The organism is Vitiosangium sp. GDMCC 1.1324, from assembly GCF_003044305.1.
GTDB lineage: Bacteria > Myxococcota > Myxococcia > Myxococcales > Myxococcaceae > Archangium.
Map to the genome: position 1 here is coordinate 156,953 of NZ_PZOX01000003.1, position 20,182 is coordinate 177,134.

Below are 20,182 nucleotides of genomic sequence, written 5' to 3' on the forward strand. Positions count from 1 at the left end.
GATGCGTCCATGGAGACAGGCGAGCCGGCCTCGCCGCGGAGGCGGTCACAGCTCCCGGACGAGGTCCCGCCCGGCGATGACCGCTCCCGCGATGAGCAGCAGGCCCAGGCCATGCACCACCCAGGTCATCGCGGAACGTGGCAAGTGGCTCTCGTAGCGCCGCAACAGCCAGACGAGCAGCAACTCCCAGCAGGCCACGCCCGCGCCAGCGGCGATGCCAAAGGGAATCGCGAGCACTGGCGAGAAGGCGAAGAGCTGCCGCGCATAGAGTGACGCGACCGCCGCGCTCCAGGTGCCCAGCAGCGTGGGGTTGAGCGCGGAGACGGTGAAGCCGAGCAGGAAGCCGGTGACGGGCCGGTCTTCACCGGAGTTCACCTCGGGCTCGGGCTGCCACCGGACGAAGTACACCCCGAGCAGGGTCAGCACGATCACACTCAACCCATGCGAGATGGGGAGGATCGCGGGACGGTTCGCGAGGAACGTCGAGAACCCCCAGAAAGCCACGCCGGCGTAGAGCGCCTCCGCGAGCGCGGCCCCCATTCCGAGGCGAACGGCCGCGCCGAAGCGCTTCTGCACGCACGAGGACAACACCATCACCGCGATCGGACCGGTCAGGGGGATGGAGCCGATGAACCCGAAGGCGAATGCCACGATGCAGGTTATGAGCGTGCTCATTCACTTCCGAGGGGACGGCGAGGCGGGGATGGACCCCGTCACGGGAAGAGCACGGACTACACCAGTCGGAGGCGGACGGCCACAACCCGGGAGCCCACATCCGTGAGAGACTCGTCCGGTGAGCACCTCCAAGGTCTCCCACTGTCCACGCTGCCCCGGCATGCCCCTCCGCTCGTTGCGGACCCAGCATGGGGCGCTGGGTCTGTGCCCAAGGTGTATGGGGCACTGGGTGACGAGGCAGGCGGGTGACTTCCTGGCGCCCTTCATCGCCCGGGTCGCGGGGCAGATCATCGCGAACACGGAGGAGGGGCGCTGCCCACGGGGCGCGCACACGCTGACGCCCGGACAGGAACAGTGCGAGGTGTGCCCGAAACCCAAGCTGCGGTGCCCGGCATGCACCTCGCGGCTGGTGCCGCTCGAGGTTCACGAGCAGACGGTGGATGTCTGCACGCGCTGTCCGGGCCTGTGGCTGGATGCGAACGAGCTGGCGGCGCTGAGGAGCGCCCAGCCGCAACCACCCCCCGAGCGACCATCGGCCCAGGGGGCCATCACCTTCTACCCCTCCGAGGATTCACAGAAGTCCTGGGGAACGAGCGTGGGAGAGGCCGTGGGCGGCTCCATCGTGGAGGTCGCCGTCTACCTGCTCCTCGAGGCGCTCTTCAGCCTGTTCTGAGCAGGCGCGCTCGAGGAGGGTCCGGCACCACCGGGAGGGCGGCGAGCACCGCCCTCCCGGGTCCCTCGATGAGGGGTGCTGCGGTTACAGCTTCGTCAGATCGTAGTACTCCGCCGACGCCTGGTCGTGGTTGCTGACGCCGCCCACCGCGAGCACCGTGCCATTGTTGAGCAGGGTCGCCGTGTGCTTGTAGCGGTCCACGTTCATCGCCGCCGTGACCGACCACTTGCCCGTGGCCGGGTCATACAGCTCGGAGGCGGTCATGATGCCCGTGAGCTGGTGGTAACCACCGGCCACCAGCACCCGGCCATCCGGGAGCAGGTTGGCGGTGTGCCAACGGCGCGGGTCCTTCATGCTGCCCGTGGCCGACCAGGTGTTGGAGGCCGGGTCATACAGCTCCGCCGAGGCGCTCAGCGCCACGTCGATGCCCGAGCCGCCCGCCACCAGCACCTTGCCATTGGGCAGCAGGGTGGCGGTGTGGGAAGCGCGGCCGGTGCCCATGCCCGCCACGGTCGTCCACGTCCCGGTGGCCGGGTCGTAGATTTCAGCGGAGGAGATGAGGGCCTCGGAGGCATCGCTGCCGCCCGCCACCAGCACCTTGCCGTTGGGCAGCAGGGTCATGGTGTGGAAGGCGCGAGCCGTGTTCAGGCTGCCCGTGTACGTCCACGTGCCCGTGGCGGGGTCATACAGCTCGGCGGAGGCCAGCAGGGTGCCGTCGTACTCACCGGTGCGGCCGCCAGCCACGAGGACCTTGCCGTTGGGCAGCAGGACGGCGGTGTGGTGGAAGCGCTGCTGGTTGAGCAGACCGGCCGGCCGCCACTTGCCCGCAGAGGGGACATACAGCTCCGCGGTGGCGCTGGTGATGGGGCACTGGCCGCCACCGGCGACGAGCACGCGACCATCCTGCAGCTTGGTGGCGGTGTGGCCGCGGTGGGAGGCCAGGGCGTTACCCGTGGCGGACCACGTCTTGGTGTCCGAGTTGTAGAGCTCGGAGGTGGAGTTGAAGCCACCGACCACCAGCACCCGGCCGTCGTCCAGCAGGGTGGCGGTGTGCAGCATGCGCGGCAGGGCCATGCTGCCGGTGAGGATCCACCCGCCGCCGCGGTCGTCGCACGTGCCAGAGGGACCCGGAACCACCGTCACCGTACGGGTGGCGGTGACCACGAAGCCCGCCCCATCCTTCGCGGTGTACGTGAGGGTATAGGTACCCGGCACCTTGTTGTTGACGGTGCCGGAGACGGTCACCGGATTCATGCCCACGCCGCACGTGTCACGGGCGACCCAACCCAACTCCTCGTACGGCTTGCCGCACTCCAGGGTCACCGAGGACGAACCGAGCAGGCTCAGCGTCGGCGGCTGGGTGTCGACCACCGACACGGTGTTGGTGCAGGTGGCGGTGTTGCCGCTGAGGTCCGAGCCGGTGTGCGTCGCGACGGTGGTGCCCAGGAAGTACATGCCACCCGGGGGGTCGACAATGGACACGGGACCGCAGTTGTCGACGGCGGTCGCCGCGCCCGCGGAGCCGATGGCATGTCCATTGATGCACTCGAACTGCTTGTCAGACGGGCAGGTGATGAGCGGAGGCGTCTCGTCCACCGCGGTCACCACCGCCGTGCAGCTGGACGAGAGGCCGGCCTGGTCAGTGCAGGTCAGCTTCACCTCGGTGGAGTACTGGCCCGTGCGACCAACCACGGTCTGCGTGCAGCCCACCAGGTTACCGTCCGGGTCGTACGAGCCATCATCCACGGAGCCGTTGGCGCCGCAGTAGGCGTCGGCCGGCGCGGACACGTTCTTGCACTTCGCCACCGGAGGACGGTTGACGGCGACGGACTTGCACGAAGCGCTGCAGGAGCCGGAGCCGTTGCTGGCGCCCGTGTCGCACTCCTCGCCGGAATCCACCGTGCCGTCACCGCACCAGTGAAGGCGGCACACGGACGAGCAGACCGTGCCGGGCTTGCCATTGTTGGCGCCCGTGTCGCACTCCTCGGGGTACTGCACCACGCCGTCGCCGCAGCGCACGGGGATGGCGCCGCGCGCCAGGATGTAGGGCACGCCGTGCGTGCCATCCGCGAAGTCCTTCGAGCCCGGCAGGCGCGAGCCGTACGTCGGATCCCTCGCGATGACGAGCGGGGTGAAGTTGGCGGCCGGGTAGGCGTCGAAGGCCTCGTGCACGGAGCAGCCCCAGCTGGAGAGGATGCTGTCCGTCAGACCCGACAGGGCCGCGTGCGTGGCCACGATGTGGGCGTCGTCGTAGCAGCCCACGCCCGTCACGGTGAAGGTGCCGAATGGCTCGAGCACCGGCACCACCGTCTTGGCCGGGAAGTCATGGTAGTAGCAGCTCAGGTTGATATAGGCGCCCGTCTTGCCCTCCTGAGCGGCGGCGAACTGGACGGCGTTCTGGGTGACCTGAGTCGCGTCGTGGTACACGGGATCCGTTCCCACGACGATGACGTTGCCATCGACCACCGGGCCCCAGACGTTGCGGCTGTTGACCGCCGCCTGAATCAGGCTCGCGGAGGTGCTGCACGTGGGATCGCCCAGGATGATGGCGCGATAACCGGCGAAGTCCGCCGACGTCTTCGCGGCCCAGTCCGCGTCGGTGGCGATGTCCACCGTGTAGCCCAGGCTCCTGGCGGCCTGCGCCTCGATGCTGTCGGTTCCGTTGGTGATGGTTCCCGCCAGGATGAGCACCTTGTTGGTGCTGCCCAGGCCCTGCGGGCGCGTGCTGACCGCCGAGGGCGCCACGGACGACTCGGGCGCCTGACGTGTGGTGCCTCCATCCGACGGCAGCTCACTGCCGCCGCAGGCCGCGAGCAACAACACGCTCAGGGCCATCAGCATCCGCCCTCGGATGCCGCTACAGCTCTTCGTGTGATTTTCAGACCGCATTGGTACCCCTACCCTCGTGGTTCAGACGCAGCACGCCCGGCTCGAGCGCGCTTGCGCCCGTGACGGCGAGGTCCGACTCGCCGCCACGGTCTCGGCACTCCCGTCACGTCCGCGACTGCCGGAGCATGCGGGCGATGAACTTTTACCTCAGGTGAGCGGTGGAGATCCGTGCATCGGTGACCGCGAACACCACGGCGCATCACGACAAGGCGCACGCCCGGGCAGGGACGCGCAAGCCCTTCGTGAATTCAATGCCTTATTCGAACGTCGCGGTTTCCGCGCCGACCGGAGCCCCTGCACGCCGGGCAGGCGGCAGCGGGCCGTCACCTTGTTGCTTCCGCGACACATGCCCAGCTTTCCCGGGTGATGAAGACCTCGCACATGATTCCGGCCTGGATGCTGTACCTGCTCGCTCCCATGGTGGCGCTCGCGCAGAACGCGCCCATCACGGACGACAGGCGCGAGAACCATCTCATCGCCACCAGCCCTCAGCTCTGGTTCTGGGTGGCGGCGCTCGTGGTGGCGGCGGCCGCCTTCGCGGCTGTCACCATCAACCTGTCCAAGCACAGACAGCCCCCCCAGCGTCCGAACCCGCCCTGACGCGGCTCACCGCGAGTCCGCGGCGGCCTTCGTCTCGCCCTGCTTGCCCGCGGGGAGATCCGGAATCAGGAGGATCTCGATGCGCCGGTTGCGGGCCCGGCCCTTGGGCGTGGCGTTGCTGGCCACCGGCTTCGTATCCGCATGGCCCGCGGCCACGAGCCGGGAGGGAGGCACCCCCGCCTTCTCCCCGAGGAACCGCACCACGTTCACGGCGCGCGCCACGGACAGCTCCCAGTTCGTCGGGTAGGTGGCCGCCAGCCGCTGCGAGGGCGGGGCATCATCCGTGTGGCCCGACACGAAGATGGAGCGGTTCTCCACCTTGGCGAGCACCGCGCCCAGCCGCGTCAGCACCTCGTTGCCCCGCTCCGTGAGGGCTGCCTCTCCCGAGTCGAAGAGAATCTTGTCCACCAGGTCCACCTGGATACGGCCCTCGGCCTGCGACAGACGGATTTCTCCGTCGGAGATCTCCGCCTTGAGCTTCTGCTCGATGTCCTCGTAGGTGGCCTTGAGGCGCGCGAGCTCGGCGTCCTTCTCCTGCACCGCCTGCTGGAGCTGCTCGCGCTCGGTGGACAGCCGCGTGCGCTCGTCCTCGAGCGCCGAGAGCTTCTGATCCTTCGCCGCCAGCTGCTCGGCCAGCTTCTCCTCCAACGTCTTGCGCGCCTGCTCCGTGGACACCGTCAGCGCCCGGGCCTCCGCGGCTGCCTTCTCTGCCTCGACCGCACGCGTCTTCTGCGCCGAATACGCCCCGTACCCCAGATAGGCCACGGCTCCGGAGAACAGCACCACCAACGCCGTCACCAACCACGGAAGCCAGGGCTTCGCGCCCCCGTCACGCCGGGGTGCCGTTCCCTTCGCGTACACCGTCTTTTCGGAATCTCCAGACATGGCGCGGACGGTAGAAGCCCCGCCCGGGTGCGCTTCAAGGCGGTACAGGTGAGCGCAGGTATCTGGAGGTGCAACGTTCCACTCGCGGCGGAGCGGCTCCCGCTCAACGCCGCGCGTAACGGCCAGGACCGCGAGCGCTCAGGCCGCGGGTCCCAGCGCCATGCGCAGGGCCTCGATGAGCTCGCGTGCCGACACCGGATGGCCCTGCCCTTCCGGCGTGAAGAAGACGCCCACGGGCATCCCCTCCTCCTCGAGCTGCGGCAGCACGTTCTCCACCAGCTCCTGCAGCTTGATGGCGCGAGGCTGGAAACCGGACCACAGCCGCGTGGCGCAGATGGCGGCGAACTCGGGCGCGGGCCACAGCGGAAGCACGTCCCGCCCGGCATCATCGAGCGCGAGCGCCCAGCCCTCGCCATCGAGTCCCCAGACCTCGCCGGACTCCACCGCACGTTGGAGGAAGTACGAGTAGCGCCGCGCGGCGGGCAACCGCAGCACGGACTGTATGCGCTCCTGGCTTTGCTCACGTTCCATCCGCCCTCCCAGTGCTCCAAGGATTGCTGGCCGGTCCGACAAGGGCTACCTGGCCGGCGAGCGAGACGACCTCGTCGGCACAGCCCCAGGAAAGTGTCACGCCCGCCCCACCATGTCCGTAGTTGTGGAGGACGTAGCGTCCCCCCACCTGCTCCAGCTCGAGGCGGACCGAGGGCCGCCCGGGCCTCAGCCCCACGAGGTGCTGCAGCACCTGGATGCGGGTGCCCGCGGGCAGCAACCGCGCCGCACGCGCGAGGATGGCCTCGGCCTGGGCGGGGTCCGGCTCCAGCGACCAGCTCCCCTCCTCGGCCGTGCCGCCGAGGATGCAGTCGTCGAAACGGGGAATGAGGTACGTCATGCCCCGCGCCTCGTCCTGCTCGTCGAAGAGGAAGCGCTCCGTCGGCAGCGGCGCCACGCGGAGCACCTCGCCGCGGATGGGGAAGAGCGACTCGTCCCCCAGCAGGGAGCGCGACCCCAGGCCCGTGCAGTTCACCACCAGGGGAGCCACCTCCCACGCCTCGTGAAGCGAGCGCACCTCGCGCTGGAGCACGGAGCCGCCGAGCCGGCGGAAGCGGGCCAGCAGGTACGGGAGGTAGCGCGGCATGTCGATGACGGGGGCCTCGAACGCGAAGCCATCCACGAAGCCCGGGAGCAGCTCCTCCGCGGTGGCGCGGCGGAAGTCCGGCACGCACGGCTTCCACCACGGGTCCGGAGCGGGCCAGAGCAGGAGCTCGATGCCGGAGACGCGCTTGACGCCGGTGCCGGGCTGCCCGGCGAGCACGCACAGCTCCTCGAAGGTGCGCCCGGCCCAGGCGGTGACACGCTCCTGCGGGAATGCGCGGTAGGGGTACCAGACGGCCGCCGCGACAGCGGACGTGGTGTGCTCGGGCGGCTCGCGCGCCCAGATCTCCACCGAGTGCCCGGCCTCGAGCAGCCGGACACCGCAGGACAAGCCAGAGACTCCACATCCGAGAATGACGATGCGCATGGGGGACAGGGGCCGACTCCCTGTTCTATCGCGGATGGGGTCCGGGAAGTGAATGCCCCCCCTGTGGATCCGAACGGCCGGGGGACGGCTATCTTCCTGGTACGATGCCTCCAGCCATCAGCCTGCTGACGGATTTTGGCCTGACGGATACCTACGTGGGCCAGATGAAGGCGGCGATCCTCCGGGTCGCCCCGGGAGCGGTCCTCGTGGACCTCACGCATGCGGTGCCCGCGCAGGACGTGGCGGGAGGCGCATTCCTGCTATGGAGCGCGGTGGAGGCCTTTCCCGAGGGCTCGCTGCACCTGGCAGTGGTGGACCCTGGCGTGGGCTCGACGCGCAGGGCGGTGGCGGCGAGGACACGGCGAGGTGACGTGCTGGTGGGCCCGGACAACGGGCTGCTGATGCCGGCCATCGAGCAGCTCGGGGGGCTGGCCGCCGCGGTCGAGCTGACCGCGCCGGAATACTGGGGGCCGAAACAGTCGCGGACCTTCCACGGGCGGGACGTGTTCGCACCGGTGGTGGGCCACCTGGCGGCGGGGGTGGCGCTGGAGAGGCTCGGCCGAGCGCTGCACCACCTGGAGAGGCCCTTCACATTTCCACCTCCTCGGGAGGAGGACGGGTGTCCGGTGGGCGAGGTGCTCCACGTGGACACCTATGGCAACCTCATCACCAACCTCCCGGGAGCGGTGCTGCCCGCGCGCTTCCGGGTGCACGTCGGGTCCACGGTCATCGCGGACGCCCCGCACGCGCACTACCAGGTCGTCGCGTCCGGTGGGTTGCTGTCCCTGGTGGGCAGCGCGGGGCTGCTGGAGATGTCCGTGCGAGACGGCAGCGCGGCCCAGGTGCTCGGGGTGGGCCGAGGAGCGCGCGTGCGCATCGAGCCACGCTGACACCCCAGCTGCACCTGGCGCGAACTGGTCCGAGTCGGACCAGTTGCTCGAAATTGCGCCCGGCAGGACCCCTGGTCGCGAGCTTCGTTCCGTGCCGTCGTGGACTTACCTGAAGGGGATTAGAGTTCCCGGCCAATCTCCTCCGCCGCGCGGCGGACGTGCTTGCCGTACGCCTCGCGGACGCTCCTTCCCATCCGGAGGGTGGGCCCGGAGATGGAGAGAGAGGCGATGGGCCGGCCCTGACGGTCGAGGATGGCGGCCGCGACGGAACAGGCGCCCTCGGTCAGCTCGTCCTCCGTCGAGGCCCACCCCCGCTCGCGGGTCAGCTTGAGCTCGGCCCGGAGCTTCCTCGCGTCGGTGATGCTCGAGCGGGTCGTCGGCTCCAGCCCCTTGGACAGGTAGGCCTCGAGGTCCTCCTCCGCGTAGCGGGAGAGCATCGCCTTCCCGGCCGCCGTCACATGGAGCGGCGCCCGCGCACCCACGGGCCAGAAGATGCGCAGCGTGTGGGGGCTCTCCAGCGCTTCCATCGCCACGGCATCCCGGCCCTCGGGCAGCACCAGGTGGATGGACTCCCGGCTCTCCGTCCGGAGCTGCTCCATCCAGCGAGCGGCCACCTCCCGGAGCCGCGGCACGTCACCGACCCGTCGGCCGAGGCTGAAGCACTTGCTGGTGATGACCCAGCGCGTCTGTTCCTTCCCCTCGGGGCGGATCCACCCCGCCTCGTGAAGCGTCACCAGACAGCGCTGCACCGTGGACTTGGTGAGCCCCAACTCCCGCGCGAGCTCCGAGACCCCGATGGGCTGCGCGACCGCCACCTTCTCGAAGACGCTCAGCGCGGTCTGCACACTCTGGAGCATTCGTCTCCCCGGGTTGAGCCTGACGTTCCCATTCACGGAACCATAGCCAACCCCGGCCTTCATCTCCGAGCGGCCGTTGCACCCACCTGGCGGAGCTTCCCAGGGACGATGAGCTCGTCGAAGCGGCGCCTCAGCTCCTCGGGAAGCGGGGCGCTGCGGCGCTCGACCATGTCGAACCCCACGTTGACGACCTCCGCGTCCACCACGACCTCGCCCCGCTCATTGAGGATGTCCTGCCCATAGCGGAACGAGCTCTCGCCGCGAGCCACCAGCCACGTCCTCACGCGAAGACGCTCACCCCGCCGGGCCTCGCGGCGGTAGTTCATGTTCACGTTGGCGACGACCACCCCATACTTCGGAGCGAGCTGATTCAGGTCGAGCCCGGAGTCGGCGAACCAATCGAAACGCCCCCACTCCAGGTACTCGAGGAACTTCGCGTTGTTCACGTGCCCGTTCGGATCGAGCTCCGTCGAGCGCACCACGATCGCGGTCTCAGTCACCATGGGAAGCCCGGACCTCACTTGAAGGACGAGTAGCCGTCGTCGACGAAGACGGTGGTTCCGTTGATTCCATCCGCCGCCGGCGAGGCGAGGAACGCCACGACCCGCCCGACGGCGGCCGGCTCGAGCAGCTTTCCGCGCATCTGCTTCTTGGCCAGCGTGTCGATGAGCCCCGCGGCCCGGTACGGGTCCAGGATGGGCGTATCGATGACGCCGGGAGCGACATTCACCACGCGGATGCCCAGCGGTGCCAGCTCGAGCGCGGCGACCTTGGTCATCACCTCGACGGCGCTCTTCGCCGCCTGGTAGGCGATGGTGTTGCGTGTGGCCAGCTCGCCATAGATGGAGCCGGTGTTGATGATGACGCCGCCCGTGCCAGCGGCCCTCATGGCTCGGCCCGCCGCCAGCATTCCGTAGAACACACCGTGCTGGTTGACGCGGATGACTCGCTCCCACTCCTCCGGCGACCAGTCGAGGAACGGGTGGCCCACGCCGATGCCGGCGTTGTTGAACATCACGTCGATGCGCCCGAAGGAATCCACCGAGCGCCGCACGGCCGCCTCCACGTCGGCGAACGACGCGACGTCCGTGCGCTGGAACACGGCGCGCGCTCCGCTCGCGACGAGCTCACTGACGACTCGCGCACCAGAAGACTCATCGCGGTCGGCGATCACCAGGGACGCGCCCGCGGCGGCGAGCTCGAGGGCGGCGGCGCGGCCGATGCCGCTTGCTCCTCCCGTGACGACGGCGGCCTTCTGCGAAAGGGGTTTCGTGCTCAAGATATCCTCCGTGCCGCCATGCGGAACAGCGTTCCCATATGCGGCACGGAATAGATACTGAAATTACGCACCGCGTCAAGGCGATCGCCCGCGCGGAGCTCCCCCCGCTCTACTCCGTGCCGAGCAGGATCAGGTTCCCGTCCGGATCCCGGAACATGGTGCTCGAGCCCCAGGGCGCCTTCGTGGGCGGCTGGGTGAACTCGACGCCCTTCTTCTTCAGCTCCTCGGCCTTGAGGAAGAAGGCGTCCCGCCCTTCCCACCGCGCGTCACGGTGACCACTTTCCTCCGAGGAGTCACGGCCATGAGCGCGGAGCTGCCGAAACGAAAGGCACCGGGCTGGGGGAAGGCGCGCATCTACACGGTGGGCCACTCCACGCGCTCGGCGGAGGAGTTCCTGGAGCTGCTCCAGGCGCACGGCATCCAGACGCTCGTGGACATCCGCACGGTGCCGCGCTCGCGGAAGAATCCCCAGTTCAACCGGGACACCCTGCCCCGGACGCTCGCGAAGGCAGACATCCGGTACGTGCACCTGCCAAGACTCGGGGGCCTGCGGCACGCGAGCAAGGACTCGCCCAACACCGCGTGGCGCAACGCCAGCTTCCGGGGCTACGCGGACTACATGCAGACGGACGAGTTCGTCCGGGGACTCGAGGAACTGCGAGAGCTCACGCCGGAAGGGCCACTGGCCCTCATGTGCGCCGAGGCCGTGCGCTGGCGCTGCCACCGTTCGCTCGTAGCGGACGCGCTGTACGCCCGGGGCGTGGAAGTGCTGCACATCAGCAGCCGTACCCGTGCCGAGCCCCACAAGCTCACGCCCTTCGCGCAGCTGCACGGCCGGCAGGTGCTCTATCCAGGCCCAGCAGAGCCCGGAGCCGAAGCAGGCGTGCCAGCGTAATCGCGCGGAGGGCTCCCGGTGTTCCATCCTCCCGGAGCCCTCGGCAATTCCGATTCCCGCGCTGTCTCAGTGGCCCGGGTTCGAGCCAGTGCCGGTGCCAGTACCCGTGCTGGAGCCCGAACTGGTGCCCGTGCCCGTCCCGCTCGCCCCAGTCCCAGCGCCCGCGCCTGTCCCGGTCGTCCCGGTGCTCGAACCGCCCGTGCCCGCACCTGTCCCGGTCGTCCCAGTGCTCGAGCCGCCCGTGCCTGCGCCTGTCCCGGTCGTCCCGGCGCCTGTGCCTCCCGTCCCGGTCTCAACCCCTGTACCACCAGTACCACCGAGACCCGTCCCGGTCTCCGTCCCCGTCTCACTGCCTGAGCCACCCGTACTCGTGCCACCCATGCCCGAACTACCCGTGCTCGTACCTCCGGTGCCCGAGCCACCCGTGCCACTCGTGCTCGTACCGCCAGTGCCCGAGCCACCCGTGCCCGCGCTCGTCCCCTGCTGGGCGACGGACCGATCACCCGATTGAGACTTGCAAGCTGGCGCCAGGAGCAGAGCCGAAACCATCGCGCCAACGAGCATGAACCTGGTGTTCCTCATCACGCATCCTCCTGAAACGTTCCTTCAAGGGTATGCATCACTCCTGGAGGTGAAGCCTCGGGCCCGGGGGTACAGCCCTCCCTGGAGGCTCCTCCACTCCATCCTCATGGGAGAAGACCTGGAGCCCTCGCCCTCCTGGTTCCCCTCGTTCGATTCGGACTGAACGTGGCAGAATGTCCCCATGGAGCAGCAAGTCCTCGCGATGGACGTGCGACAACTGGAGAAGCTGAGCGTGCTTCAGGACGAGGACGATCCGAACCTCGTGGCGGACATGGCCCGCGGCTATCTGGAACGCACGCCCCCGAGAATCGTCCGGATGCGGGAGATGCTCGCCACGGGGAGTACCGCGCAGCTCGCGAACGAGGCCCATGGGCTGGCGACGAGCAGCGGGATGTTCGGGATGATGCGGGTGCGCATGCACTGCAAGGCGTTGGAGAACCTCGCGCGGAGCCCGAGCCTGGAAGGCGCGCAGGAGCTGCTGTTCGCGATCGAGCAGGCATTCCTGGAAGCGCGTCCCCTGCTGATGGCCCAGGTGGGCCTGCGGGACTGAGCGAGCGATGAAGCGCGCCTCCGAGCCGGGCGGACAGCCGGTCATGCTCTCCCTGTTCGTGTTCGCCGTGGCGGCACTCCTCTTCGGCTCTCCGCTGCGGCAGTTGTGGCTGCGCGAGGGCGCTCCCTGGTACCAGCCCTTCGCCGTGTGGCTCGGCGTCATCGTGCTCGGCGCCTGGGCCGCCCGCCGGAGCGGCCATGATTCTTGACCTGGGCACCCTCGTCGTCGCCGCCCTCATCTACCTGCTGGTGCTCTTCCTCATCGCCTACGCCGCCGAGCGCGGGCGCATCCCCTCGCGCGTCACCCAGCACCCGCTCGCCTACGCCCTCGCGCTCGGCGTCTACGCCACCTCCTGGTCCTACTTCGGCAGCATCGGCTACGCGTCCCAGCACGGCTTCCGCTACCTCGCCATCTACCTCGGCGCCACGCTCTCCTGCCTGCTCGTCCCGGTGCTGTGGCGCCCGATGCTCAAGCTCACCCGCGAGCTGCAACTCACCTCGCTCGCGGACCTCTTCGCCTTCCGCTACCCGGGACAGGCCACGGGCACGGGGGTGACGCTGGTGCTGCTCGCCGGCACCCTGCCCTACCTCGCCCTGCAGGTGCGCGCCGTCGTCGAGTCCGCGCGAGTCCTCAGCCCCTCGGCCTCGGCCACCCTGCTGGGCCTGGGCTTCTGCGTCACCACCATCGTCTTCTCCGTCCTCTTCGGTGCCCGCTACGTCACCCCCCGCGAGCGCCACGAGGGGCTCGCGCTGGCCATCGCCTTCGAGTCCCTGGTGAAGGGCGTGGCCCTGGTGCTGGTCGCGGCCTGGGCGGTGACGTCCATCTTCGGCGGCCCGGGCGGCCTCCAGGCCTGGCTGGACGCGCACCCCGAGGCGCTGCGCGCCATGCAGCAGCCCGCGCGGGAGAGCTCCTGGGCGTCGATGCTCGTCATCTCGTGCGCCGCGGCCTTCCTCATCCCGCGCCAGTACCACGTGGCCTTCACGGAGAGCCCCGAGCGCGACGCCCTCTCCACCGCCACATGGGCCTTCCCGCTGCTGCTCCTGCTGATGAACATGGCGGTGCCGCTCGTCCTCTGGGCCGGTGCCGCGCTGGGCCTGCCGGGGCCCGCGGACTTCCACGTCCTCGCCGTGCCCGCGGCGCGTGGAGCCCCCGCGCTCGCGCTGCTCGCCTTCCTCGGCGGCATCTCCGCCTCCAGCGCCATGGTCATCGTCACCACCCTGGCCATGGCGCCCATGTGCCTCACGCACCTGGTGCTGCCGCTCGGCTACGCGCGGGCACCAGGCAACCTCTACCGCCGGCTGCTGTGGGCCCGGCGCGTCCTCATCGCCGCCATCATCCTCGCGGGCTACGGCTTCTACCTGCTGCTCGACAAACGGGCCGCGGGACTGGTGGACCTGGGGCTCATCGCCTTCGTCGGCGTGGCGCAGTTCATCCCCGGACTGCTCGGCCTGCTCTTCTGGCCCCGGGCCACACGCACGGGCTTCCTCGTGGGCCTGGCCGCGGGCACCACGCTGTGGACCGTGCTGCTGCTGCGGCCCCTCTGGACCGGCGAGGGCCTGCCCCATGAAGCCACCGCGCTGGCGGCGCTCCTGGGCTTCTCCACCCACGAGCCGTGGGGCTTCGCCACCTTCACCTCCCTCACCCTCAACACGCTGGCCTTCACTGGGCTGTCGCTCGTCACGCGCTCCTCGCCCGAGGAGGCCGAAGCGGCGCGGCTGTGCGCACGCGAGGCCCCCTCGCTCGTCGCGGGCAACGTGACGGCCAGCTCTCCGGATGAGTTCCGCCGCCAGCTCGCTCCCGTGCTGGGACCGGACGCCGCCACCGCGGAGCTGGACCGCGCGCTCGCCGAGCTCGGCCTGTCCTATGGCGAGCGGCGCCCCGTGGAGCTGCGCCGGTTGAGGGACCACATCGAGCGCAACCTGTCCGGCCTGCTCGGCCCGGTGCTGGCCCGGCTGGCGGTGAGCGAGGCATTGCAGGTGGACCCGAGCGCACGCACGGCGCTCGCCGAGCAGCTGCGCTTCGTGGAGGAGCGGCTGCGCGACGCGCGAGGGATGCCGGGCCCGGTGCGCGAGCTGGAGGCGGTGCGGCGCTACCTCCAGCGCATCCTCGAGGAACTGCCCCTGGGTGCGTGCGCGCTGGGGCCAGACCAGGACGTGGTCATCTGGAACGCGGCGCTGGAGCGGCTGTCGGGCCTGCGCTCCGAGGATGTCCGGGGCCAGACACTGACGCGGCTGCCGGAGCCCTGGGGCGGGCTGCTCTCCGGCTTCGCGTCGGGCCCGGACGCGGACGCGGAGACGCAGCTCCGACTGGACGGGCGCGAGCGCATCCTCCGGCTGCACCGCTCGCTGGCCACGCTCTCGGGGAGCACGAAGGAGGAGCCCGAGCGCACGGAAGGCGCGGTGCTGTTGGTGGAGGACCTGACCGAGCGCAAGGCGATGGACGCGCGGCTGGCGCACCAGGACCGGCTGGCCTCGGTGGGACGCGTGGCCGCGGGCGTGGCGCACGAGATTGGAAACCCGCTGACGGCCATCACCAGCGTGGCGCAGAACCTCCGCTACGAGGAGGACCCGGCGGAGATGCACGAGCGGGTCGGGCTCATCCTCCAGCAGGCCCGGCGCATCGACGCCATCGTGCGAGCGCTCGTCACCTTCAGCCACGCGGGAGTCTCGGGGGGCCAGAACGAGCCCGTCACCCGGGTACCGCTGGCCCCGCTGCTGACCGAGGCCGCGCAGCTCGCGCGCCTGGGCCGCAAGGGTGCCGATGTCACCTGCGTGAGCCACTGCCCCGAGGGCCTCGAAGGAGTGGGCAACCCGCAGCGGCTGGGGCAGGTCTTCGTGAACCTGGTCACCAACGCGATCGACGCCTCGCCCCCCGGCGGACGGGTGGAGCTCTTCGCCGAGGAGGCGGACGAGCAGGTCCGCATCCGGGTGGTGGACCAGGGCCACGGGATTCCTCCCGAGCTGGCGCAGCGCATCTTCGAGCCCTTCTTCACCACCAAGCAGCCAGGAGAAGGCACGGGGCTGGGGCTCGCACTGGTGTCCAGCATCGTCCGGGAGCACGGCGGCACGGTGGAGGTGGACAGCCAGCCCGGGGCCGGCGCCACCTTCACCGTCGTCCTGCCGAGAGCGATGGCCCCGAGGGCCACCGGTTAGCGGCGCTCAACCCCGGAGCTGCGGCTGCCGCTCGGCCGCGAGCTTCTCCAGCAGCTCCACCGCCCACGGCAGCCCCGGAAGCGCCCGGGCCTCCTTCTGGAAACGCCGCGCGTTCTCGCGGTACGAGGGCGTGCGGAGCACGTCACGCACCGCCTCGCGGATGCTCTCGCGAGTCAGCGAGAGCGGCGACACCACGCGCGCCACGCCCAGCTCCGTGCACCGCTCGGCGTTCATGGGCTGGTCCGCGGCGATGGGCACGAGCACCAGGGGCAGCCCCTGATCGAGCGCGGACGTGGTGCTGTTGTAGCCCCCGTGCAGGATGGCCAGGTCCACCTTCGGGAAGAGCAGCGTCTGGGGGATGTAGCGCTCCACGTGCACGTGGGCCGGCTGAGGACCGAGCGCCGCCGGGTCCAGGTCGCGCCCCACCGTCACCACCACATCCACGGGCTCCTCGCGCACGCCCTCCACGAGGGTGCGCATCACCCCGAGCACCTTGTTGAACACGGTGCCCAGCGTCAGGTAGACGACCGGGCGCCCATCGCGGCCCAGCTCCGACGTCCACGCCGGCAGGCGCTCGTCACCGGACTGGTCGAAGATGGCCGGCTGGAGGAAGTGCGCCGTCCGCGGCAGCTCGCCCCCCAGGTAGTGCGCCGGGACGAAGCACAGGTGCAGGTAGTGGTAGAGCGCCTGGAGCTTCGGATCCGGCGGCAGACCCACCTTGGCACGCAACTCATTGAGCCGGTCGATCACCAGCGGACTGTCGTAGTGGTGAGGCAGGGCCGCGCCGACCTGGATGGAGGCGTGCGGGATGCCGAGATGCTCGCCAGCGATGGCCGCGCCGAACTCCATCGAGTCACGCACGATCAGATCCGGACGCCAGGTGGACGCGAGCTCCACCAGGTGCGGCACCATGGCCCCCGCGAAGTGGCCGACGAAGTTGTTGGCCAGGTGCTCCTGACGGGCCTCGTGCGACATCCGCATCATGCTCTCCATCCGCTGAGCCAGCGCCCCCATGTCCTGCTCCTTCGCGAAGGGCCACTCGCCACCGGCGCGGAAGAAGCGGAAGCCCTTGGCCTGCACCTGCTGCTGGAGGAGCTCGCCGGAGGCGAAGGCGACCTCGTGGCCGGCCTGCTGGAGCGCCTGCGCCACGGGAACGAGGGGATGGAAGTGGCCGGAGCCGGGAATGGTCGTGAAGAGAACGCGCATTGGGGGGTAGCTCCCTGAATCGAGGTGGCGGCCGGATAACTCCCGCACGTGCCGGGTGCCATGACGAATCCATCTCGGTGCGATGAGTGACCTGTGGCGTCCTGCCAGGATGTCCACCATGACGCACCCCGTCAATCTGATTGGAAGTGGACAGGAGACGGGGCAACGGGACTACCCTCCCGGTCAAGCCTTCCGAGGGTCTCGCCGGGCCCCCCACGAGCGACCTCGAGCAGGGGGGCAGCACGACATGAGCCGCATCCTGGTCATCGAGGACGAGCCCGTCATCCGCACCGAGCTGAAACGCCTGTTGACGCGGGCGGGGCACGACGTGTCCGAGGCCGGCGCGGTGCACGAGGCCGAGTCCCACCACGCGCTGGACACGTTCGACCTCATCTTGAGCGACCTGCGCCTGCCGGGTGCACCAGGCACGGACGTCATCGCCCGGGCGCCGGGGGTGCCGGTGCTCATCATGACGAGCTACGCCACGGTGCGCTCGGCGGTGGAGGCCATGAAGCTGGGGGCGGTGGACTACATCGCCAAGCCCTTCGACCATGACGAGCTGCTGCTGCAGGTGGAGCGAGTGCTGCGCGAGGGCCGGCTGACGCGCCAGAACGCCGCGCTGAAGCGGGAGGTGGAGCGCGCGTACGCGGTGAGCGGGATGGTGGGCAACTGCCCGGCGATGCGCGACGTCTTCGAGCGAATCCGGAAGGTGGCGGACTCGCCGGCCACGGTGCTGGTGCTGGGCGAGTCCGGTACGGGCAAGGAGCTGGTGGCGCGAGCCATCCACGAACAGAGCCCCCGGCGCGACGGGCCGCTGGTGGCCGTCAACTGCGCCGCCATTCCCGAGGGCCTGCTGGAGTCGGAGCTGTTCGGCCACGAGAAGGGAGCATTCACGGGAGCACAGGCCGCGCACGCGGGACTGGTGGAGAGCGCGGACGGGGGCACGCTGTTCCTCGACGAGATTGGCGAGCTGCCCGCTCCCGCGCAGGCCCGCCTGCTGCGGATGATGCAGGACGGCGAGGTGCGGCGGGTGGGAGCCACACGCTCGCGCAAGGTGGACGCGCGCATCATCGCGGCCACCCACCGGGACCTGCCCAAGCGAGTCCAGGAGGGCATCTTCCGGCAGGACCTCTACTTCCGCCTGCGTGTGGTGGAGATCAAACTGCCGCCGCTGCGCGAACGGGGCGAGGACGTCCCGGCACTCGCGAAGCACCTGTTGGAGAGGGCATGCCAGCGGCTCAACCGCCCGCTCGCGACACTCTCTCCCGAGGCGCTCGCGGCCATCACCACACACCCGTGGCCCGGCAACGTGCGCGAGCTGGAGAACGCCCTCGAGCGCGCGGTCATCCTGGCCGATGGCCCGGGCATCACCCCCGGACTGCTCGCGCTGGAGCCCGGGAGCAATGGAACCTTCGAGGCCAATGAGCCCCCTGAGTCCGGTATCGAGGGCAGCGCGTCACCCGACTCACTGGAGGAGTACTTCCGCCGCTTCGTGCTGGAGCACCAGGACAAGCTGGGGGAGACGGAGCTGGCACGGCGGCTGGGCATCAGCCGCAAGGCATTGTGGGAAAAACGTCAGCGGCTCGGGATTCCGCGCACCCGCGCGTGAGCGGCGGCCGCGTTCTGGATGGACGAGGAGCTCAGGAGCGGTGGCGTCCGGCCTCGCGGTAGAGCTGCGTGAGGGAATAATCGAGCAGCGATTGCACAGGTAGCCCGAGTCCGCGCGCAACGCGAAGTGCGGGCCGGGAGAAGTAGTCGCCGCGGCCATGCCGTCAAGTGGGGGCGCAGGGATTCCGGTGCTCGTCCCCCCCTGTTTGGTTGGCCATCCAGAAACTTATCCTTCAGGGCCGTTGCACCTAGGGGAAAGGCTAGCGTCATGGCGAAGAAGTACCGGAGTCCTGGTGTGGGAGAGGGCGGCGGTACGCAGCTTGAGGTTCGGAGAGAGACGACGGGAGGCCCGCCGCGCTGGGCGCCCGCTGGGGCCTTCGGGCTCATCGTTCTCTTCCTTCACGCGGCATGCGCGACGCAGGCACCCATGGGGGGTCAGCTCGTGGGGGGGAGCCGCTGGCGGTCGCCGCCGGCGAAGGAATCCCGCTCGGCTCCGCGCCAGCTCGAGCCCGTGGTGGTTGTCTTCGCAGACAGTCCTCAGGCACATGGCAACACCCGTGTGGTGGCCCTCACGGCGGCAGAGTACCAACGCGCTGTGCAGCAGCTCGGCCACCGCTTCCAGGTGAAAGGGACGCCCCAGGAGACGGCCCAGGGGCTGCTCCAGGCCATGCCGGAGGAGGAGCTGCTCGCCGAGGTGTACCGCGACAAGGTGCTCACGCTGGTGCCGCTCAACGACAAGGGCCCGCTCGTGCCCGAGGCCGAGGCGGCGCTGAAGGAGAAATACCTCCGCTGGTGCGAGCGGCGCGGTGGTGGTGACTGCCTGGGCCTCTTCACGGATGGGCCATACCTACGCACGGACGACAGGCGCACCCTGGCGCTCGCCCTGGCCTTCGGCACGGTGCTCGACGAGACGCAGGCGGCCCTCGGGCGGGAGTTGAGCCCGAAGGCGATTCTCTCGTCGCTCGTGTGGGCTGCGGGCCTGTACCTGACGCTCTGGTTGCTTCCTGAGCCGAGCACGAAGGCAGCGGCGGCTGCGCTCTCGCTGGTGCTCCTGGCCTGGTTGGGCCTGGACACCATGTGGGGACTTATTGACGGGTGGGCGAGCATGGCGAAGCGAGCCCACGAGGCCACTACGTTCGAGGAGCTGCGCGAGGCGGGCGAGGCCTTCAGCCGGGTAATTGGGACGGACGCGGCCCGGGCCATCATTCTCGCTGTGGCCACTCTCAGCGGGCGGACGCTTGGCGAGGTGGCCGCGCATGTGCGCTCGCTGCCGAGGTTCAACCAGGTCCAGGCGCAGTGGGCAGCCCAGGGCATGGAGGGCTCGGTAGCGGTGGCCATGGAGGAGGCGGCCGCCGTGGAGGTGGTGGTGGAGGAGAGCCGCGCTCTCGTTGTCCTCACGTCTCCGCAGGCGCCGGTGGCGATCAACATCCTGGCCAAGAGCGGCAGCGCCGGAGCTGGTGGAGGGCACTCAGGCACCGTGGCCATCCAGCACCGCGGCGGCAACAAGCAGGTGGTCTTCGGCAACGGGGAGCGATGGCACCTCCCACGGGGCAAGAGCTATAAGGACATACCGGCAGAGGATCTGCTTGGGGATCAACTACAGGCAGCGGCGAAGGAGGAGGCAGCCAAGTGGTCAGCGAGTGAACTCACGCAGGCGGAGTTCAAGGCCATCGACGAGATGCGGAGCCTGGGCAAAGAGCACCGGGCGAATCTGCTGGAGCGGCAGGCTCGAGGCCGGTGGGTCGAGGCCCGGTTGAAGGAGCGGTTCCCGGATCTGTCCTGGAATGACCGAGGGGTCGATATCACAGGCCCGGCAGGTCAAAACTATCACTACGAGATCCTCTCTGGTACGGAGTCCAACTTCGCCCTGCACGGGCGCCGGATGGCAAGCACCTTCTTCCGCATGATCTTCTTCTGAGGGC

At 69.7% G+C, this 20,182-nt stretch carries 19 protein-coding genes and 1 pseudogene; 10 read left to right on the top strand and 10 right to left on the bottom strand.

Going from position 1 to position 20,182, the window contains the following annotated elements:
- Positions 1-45: 45 nt before the first annotated feature.
- The gene (locus tag DAT35_RS09185) at positions 46-675 is read right to left on the bottom strand and encodes a LysE family translocator (RefSeq protein WP_108066563.1); all 630 of its coding nucleotides are present in this window, start codon (positions 673-675) and stop codon (positions 46-48) included.
- 118 nt (positions 676-793) lie between these two features.
- On the opposite strand from DAT35_RS09185, the pseudogene DAT35_RS62325 reads away from it, so the two are divergent.
- Together DAT35_RS62325 and DAT35_RS09190 are read left to right on the top strand one after the other, a co-directional pair.
- A pseudogene (locus DAT35_RS62325) lies at positions 794-904 on the top strand (zf-TFIIB domain-containing protein); the annotation flags it as partial.
- On the top strand, positions 905-1,348 hold the full coding sequence (locus DAT35_RS09190; RefSeq protein ID WP_233261381.1) for a zf-TFIIB domain-containing protein: 444 nt from the start codon (positions 905-907) through the stop codon (positions 1,346-1,348). It abuts the pseudogene before it with no gap.
- Positions 1,349-1,432: 84 nt separating this feature from the next.
- Here the strand turns inward: DAT35_RS09190 and DAT35_RS09195 are convergent, their stop codons facing one another.
- Positions 1,433-4,237: a kelch repeat-containing protein gene (locus DAT35_RS09195; RefSeq protein WP_108066565.1), complete on the bottom strand. Its 2,805-nt coding sequence runs from the start codon at positions 4,235-4,237 to the stop codon at positions 1,433-1,435.
- 381 nt (positions 4,238-4,618) lie between these two features.
- Between DAT35_RS09195 and DAT35_RS09200 the strand changes: the two genes are divergently transcribed.
- The gene (locus DAT35_RS09200) at positions 4,619-4,837 is read left to right on the top strand and encodes a hypothetical protein (RefSeq protein ID WP_108066566.1); all 219 of its coding nucleotides are present in this window, start codon (positions 4,619-4,621) and stop codon (positions 4,835-4,837) included.
- Positions 4,838-4,843: 6 nt separating this feature from the next.
- Here DAT35_RS09200 and DAT35_RS09205 read toward each other — a convergent pair whose 3' ends face one another.
- The 3 genes from DAT35_RS09205 to DAT35_RS09215 all read right to left on the bottom strand — a co-directional run bounded on the left by DAT35_RS09205 (position 4,844) and on the right by DAT35_RS09215 (position 7,205).
- The gene (locus DAT35_RS09205; protein ID WP_233261382.1) at positions 4,844-5,698 is read right to left on the bottom strand and encodes an OmpA family protein; all 855 of its coding nucleotides are present in this window, start codon (positions 5,696-5,698) and stop codon (positions 4,844-4,846) included.
- Between the two features lie 162 nt (positions 5,699-5,860).
- A complete protein-coding gene (locus DAT35_RS09210; RefSeq protein ID WP_108066568.1) occupies positions 5,861-6,253 on the bottom strand; it encodes a DUF2750 domain-containing protein in 393 nt (130 codons plus the stop codon).
- On the bottom strand, positions 6,243-7,205 hold the full coding sequence (locus DAT35_RS09215; RefSeq protein WP_233261383.1) for an FAD-dependent oxidoreductase: 963 nt from the start codon (positions 7,203-7,205) through the stop codon (positions 6,243-6,245). Before DAT35_RS09215 ends, DAT35_RS09210 begins: the two co-directional genes overlap by 11 nt.
- A 140-nt stretch (positions 7,206-7,345) precedes the next feature.
- On the opposite strand from DAT35_RS09215, the gene DAT35_RS09220 reads away from it, so the two are divergent.
- Positions 7,346-8,131: an S-adenosyl-l-methionine hydroxide adenosyltransferase family protein gene (locus tag DAT35_RS09220; RefSeq protein ID WP_108066570.1), complete on the top strand. Its 786-nt coding sequence runs from the start codon at positions 7,346-7,348 to the stop codon at positions 8,129-8,131.
- Positions 8,132-8,250: 119 nt separating this feature from the next.
- On the opposite strand, the gene DAT35_RS09225 is transcribed toward DAT35_RS09220, so the two are convergent.
- The 4 genes from DAT35_RS09225 to DAT35_RS62330 all read right to left on the bottom strand — a co-directional run bounded on the left by DAT35_RS09225 (position 8,251) and on the right by DAT35_RS62330 (position 10,682).
- Positions 8,251-8,988, bottom strand: coding sequence for an IclR family transcriptional regulator (locus DAT35_RS09225; RefSeq protein WP_158501624.1), 738 nt, complete (start codon positions 8,986-8,988; stop codon positions 8,251-8,253).
- A 59-nt stretch (positions 8,989-9,047) separates the two neighbouring features.
- A complete protein-coding gene (locus DAT35_RS09230) occupies positions 9,048-9,491 on the bottom strand; it encodes a thioesterase family protein (RefSeq protein ID WP_108066572.1) in 444 nt (147 codons plus the stop codon).
- A gap of 14 nt (positions 9,492-9,505) precedes the next feature.
- Complete coding sequence (locus DAT35_RS09235; RefSeq protein WP_108066573.1) at positions 9,506-10,267, bottom strand: SDR family NAD(P)-dependent oxidoreductase; 762 nt, start codon at positions 10,265-10,267, stop codon at positions 9,506-9,508.
- 109 nt (positions 10,268-10,376) lie between these two features.
- Complete coding sequence (locus DAT35_RS62330) at positions 10,377-10,682, bottom strand: VOC family protein (RefSeq protein ID WP_108067201.1); 306 nt, start codon at positions 10,680-10,682, stop codon at positions 10,377-10,379.
- Here DAT35_RS62330 and DAT35_RS09245 point away from each other — a divergent pair.
- The 4 genes from DAT35_RS09245 (at position 10,569) to DAT35_RS09265 (ending at position 15,446) form a co-directional block, all read left to right on the top strand.
- A complete protein-coding gene (locus DAT35_RS09245; RefSeq protein ID WP_199242850.1) occupies positions 10,569-11,162 on the top strand; it encodes a DUF488 family protein in 594 nt (197 codons plus the stop codon). The two genes, DAT35_RS62330 and DAT35_RS09245, sit on opposite strands and share 114 nt — an antisense overlap.
- A gap of 763 nt (positions 11,163-11,925) precedes the next feature.
- Positions 11,926-12,294, top strand: coding sequence for an Hpt domain-containing protein (locus DAT35_RS09255; protein WP_108066575.1), 369 nt, complete (start codon positions 11,926-11,928; stop codon positions 12,292-12,294).
- A gap of 7 nt (positions 12,295-12,301) precedes the next feature.
- Positions 12,302-12,502, top strand: coding sequence for a hypothetical protein (locus DAT35_RS09260; RefSeq protein ID WP_108066576.1), 201 nt, complete (start codon positions 12,302-12,304; stop codon positions 12,500-12,502).
- On the top strand, positions 12,492-15,446 hold the full coding sequence (locus tag DAT35_RS09265; protein ID WP_108066577.1) for an ATP-binding protein: 2,955 nt from the start codon (positions 12,492-12,494) through the stop codon (positions 15,444-15,446). The genes DAT35_RS09260 and DAT35_RS09265 overlap by 11 nt, the downstream gene beginning before the upstream one ends.
- 6 nt (positions 15,447-15,452) lie before the next feature.
- Here DAT35_RS09265 and DAT35_RS09270 read toward each other — a convergent pair whose 3' ends face one another.
- Positions 15,453-16,652, bottom strand: a complete 1,200-nt coding sequence (locus tag DAT35_RS09270; protein WP_108066578.1) for a glycosyltransferase — start codon at positions 16,650-16,652, stop codon at positions 15,453-15,455.
- 247 nt (positions 16,653-16,899) lie between these two features.
- Here DAT35_RS09270 and DAT35_RS09275 point away from each other — a divergent pair, with 247 nt between their 5' ends.
- Positions 16,900-18,261 (top strand): sigma-54 dependent transcriptional regulator, encoded by a 1,362-nt coding sequence (locus tag DAT35_RS09275; RefSeq protein ID WP_108066579.1) that lies wholly within the window; start codon positions 16,900-16,902, stop codon positions 18,259-18,261.
- Between the two features lie 513 nt (positions 18,262-18,774).
- On the top strand, positions 18,775-20,178 hold the full coding sequence (locus tag DAT35_RS09280) for a hypothetical protein (protein WP_369945298.1): 1,404 nt from the start codon (positions 18,775-18,777) through the stop codon (positions 20,176-20,178).
- Positions 20,179-20,182 lie beyond the last annotated feature (4 nt).